This is a genomic window from Mesorhizobium sp. M7A.F.Ca.CA.004.12.1.1, from assembly GCF_003997835.1.
In the GTDB taxonomy this organism is placed as follows: Bacteria; Pseudomonadota; Alphaproteobacteria; order Rhizobiales; family Rhizobiaceae; genus Mesorhizobium.
This window is the reverse complement of the sequence record NZ_RZRK01000855.1, coordinates 1-2,557: the sequence shown is the minus strand read 5'-3', so window position 1 is coordinate 2,557 and position 2,557 is coordinate 1. Positions and strand designations below refer to the sequence as shown.

General features: G+C 63.0%; 4 protein-coding genes. 2 read left to right on the top strand and 2 right to left on the bottom strand.

What is annotated here, in order from left to right:
* Nucleotides 1–423 (bottom strand): PfkB family carbohydrate kinase (locus tag EN984_RS30765; RefSeq protein ID WP_245480153.1); only part of this gene is annotated, 423 nt, incomplete at its 3' end.
* A 151-nt stretch (nucleotides 424–574) separates the two neighbouring features.
* Here EN984_RS30765 and EN984_RS30760 point away from each other — a divergent pair.
* Together EN984_RS30760 and EN984_RS30755 are read left to right on the top strand one after the other, a co-directional pair.
* The gene (locus EN984_RS30760) at nucleotides 575–1,024 is read left to right on the top strand and encodes a FixH family protein (protein WP_027039042.1); all 450 of its coding nucleotides are present in this window, start codon (nucleotides 575–577) and stop codon (nucleotides 1,022–1,024) included.
* 7 nt (nucleotides 1,025–1,031) lie between these two features.
* The gene (locus EN984_RS30755) at nucleotides 1,032–2,231 is read left to right on the top strand and encodes a cytochrome c peroxidase (RefSeq protein WP_127272012.1); all 1,200 of its coding nucleotides are present in this window, start codon (nucleotides 1,032–1,034) and stop codon (nucleotides 2,229–2,231) included.
* Between the two features lie 124 nt (nucleotides 2,232–2,355).
* Here the strand turns inward: EN984_RS30755 and EN984_RS38350 are convergent.
* Nucleotides 2,356–2,557: hypothetical protein (locus EN984_RS38350; RefSeq protein ID WP_206517526.1), on the bottom strand; the 202-nt coding region annotated here is incomplete at its 5' end.

Here is a 2,557-nt window from a genome sequence, read left to right as displayed (position 1 = left end):
GGCTTCGTCCAGAATTGCCAAAGTGATTCCGGAAAAATAGACAAGGGCCTGGTTTTCCAGGTTTTTCGATAATGCGGCCGGGTCCGAGGCAAGCTGCCGCGCGGCGGCGTCGCCACGCCAATAAGTGAAGGAGCGTTCGGCTCCCGTCAGCGTGATGGCATAGAGGCCGGGCCGCGCGCCCGCTATGAGCGGGCTGGAGCCGATGCCAATGCCGTTTTCAGCGAAGAAATCGATCTGGCCTTGCGAGAACGGATCGTCGCCGAAGGCCGAGACATAGGTTGCCGGCCGCTCGGTGCTCAGCGCGTGCAGCGCCCACAGCGTGTTGAACGTGTCGCCGGCAAAGCCCATGCGCCAGTTCGGTCCCGTCTGGCCCGACAGTTCGAGCATGCATTCGCCGATCGAGGCGACGCCGTTTCCCGCCATCTACAATCCTCCAGTGATCCCGGTGCTGTAGCTTTTTGCCACCGGCAGCGCCATGCTTGGCAAGCAGGGTTTTTTCCGTCACAGCGTTTTCCCACAGGCTGGCGGGATGCGATCCGTCCGGCAGAGCGTTGTCTGCGGAAGAGGAACCGGTTTGGCATCGATATGGCGTTATCTTCTGGCGGGTCTTGGTCTGGCTGCCTTGCTGGTCGGCATTCTCGCGGTCGTCTTCCTGACGGCGCCGCGGTCGTCGCTGCCTGCCGGCCCGGATGTCTCGCGGACGAAGAACACCGCCAACGCGCTGTTCGTGGCCAGCTTCGCGCCGGAGCGGGGTGTCGTACGGCAGGGCGAACTGCAATCCTGGCTGCTGACCTTGAAGACAAAGGCAGGAGTTCCGGTGGAAGGTGCCGCGATCGCGATTTCGGGCGGCATGCCACTGCACAGTCACGGCCTGCCGACCAGCCCGCAGGCGACCGACTATCTCGGCGACGGGCGTTATCGAATCGAAGGAGTGAAATTCACCATGAGCGGCTGGTGGCAGTTGCATTTCGCCATCTCGGCCACCGCCGGCTCCGACACGGTGCTCTTCAACGTGGTGCTGTGAGCAGGACATGAGGCGGCTTTCGCGTTTTCTGGCGCTGATGCTGGCCGTTGTCCTTGCCGGTTGCACGAAGCCGGATTTTTCCGACGCCGAAAAGACGACCATCGCCTCGCTGGCGCTGTCGTCGCTGCCGGCGCTCAAGCCCGACACCACCAATCGTTTTGCCGACGTGCCGGCGGCTGCCGCACTCGGCTCGACGCTGTTCTTCGACCAGGGCATGAGCGGTGACGGGTCGATATCCTGTTCGACATGCCACAAGATCGACCGCCAGTTCCAGGACGACCTGCCGCAGGCGGTCGGGGTCGGCCGTACCAGCCGGCGCACCATGCCACTGGCCGGCGTCGCGCGCGATCCCTGGTTCTTCTGGGATGGCCGCCGCGACAGCCTGTGGGCGCAAGCGCTGACGCCGCTCGAAAACCCGCTGGAGCAGGCGGGAAACCGCACCGCCTACGCGCATTACATCAAAGCGCGCTTCGGCGAACGCTATGAGCGCATCTTCGGGCCGCTGCCCGACCTTTCCGGCATGCCGTTGGATGCCAGCCCGCTTGGAAACGATGTCGAGAGGGCGGCCTGGAATGCCATGAGCGGCCCGCAGCGTGACGCTATCAACGGCGTCTTTGCCAATCTAGGCAAGGCGATTGCCGCCTTCGAACGCTCGATCGCGCCGGCGCCAACGCGCTTCGACCGCTTTGCGCTGGACCTCGCCACCGGTGCCGAGCCGAAGGGCGATGCTGTCTTTTCCAAACAAGAAATCCTTGGGCTTAAACTGTTCATCGGCAAGGCCAATTGCGTGACCTGTCACAACGGCCCGCGCTTCACCGACAACAGCTTCCACAACACCGGCGTGCCATCCGTTGCGGGCCTGCCGCCGGATCGCGGCCGTATCGATGCCGTGCACCAAGTCGAGGCGGACCCGTTCAACTGCTTCGGCGCCTATCGCGATGGCGACGCCAGCGCCTGCGGCGAGTTGCGCTTCATGGTCAAGGATGCGCCCGAACTCGTTCGCGCCTACAAGACGCCATCGCTGCGCGGAGCGGCAACGCGGCCGCCCTATATGCATACCGGGCAGTTTTCGTCGCTCGACGAGGTGGTGGCGCACTACGCCAAGGCTGCCCCCAGCGTCGAAGGGGTATCAGAGGTTCACCCGCTGGAGTTGTCGGATCGCGAGCGCGGAGCGCTGGTGGCGTTCCTGAAGACGCTGGCGGAGTGAGGTTGCCGGCGATAGGAATAGTTGAGCGAAGCGAGGCGAGTTGGTGCTGAAGCGAGCAAAGGAGGTTCTATGAGCCGGAGTATGATTCCCGTCGAGGAAAGCCGCCAAGGAATGGTTCAAGGATTCAAAATTCGCTGCCCAATATGAGGCATTGGAAGAAGAATTCGCAATCGCAGAGGCTTCGATCAAGGCTCGGTGCGAGAAACAGGAAGCCAAAGTCGTGGGGCGACCGCTGAGCGCCTAATTCCTTAAGCACGGACCGCATGCTTCGGCGATTGGCGCAAACATCCATCGCTTCGTCATCCTGGGGCGTAGCAAGGAGCGAA

Coding starts and splice junctions, on each gene's coding strand:
- EN984_RS30755 (WP_127272012.1), top strand. CDS start 1,032: ATGAGGCGGCTTTCGCGTTTTCTGGCGCTGATGCTGGCCGTTGTCCTT.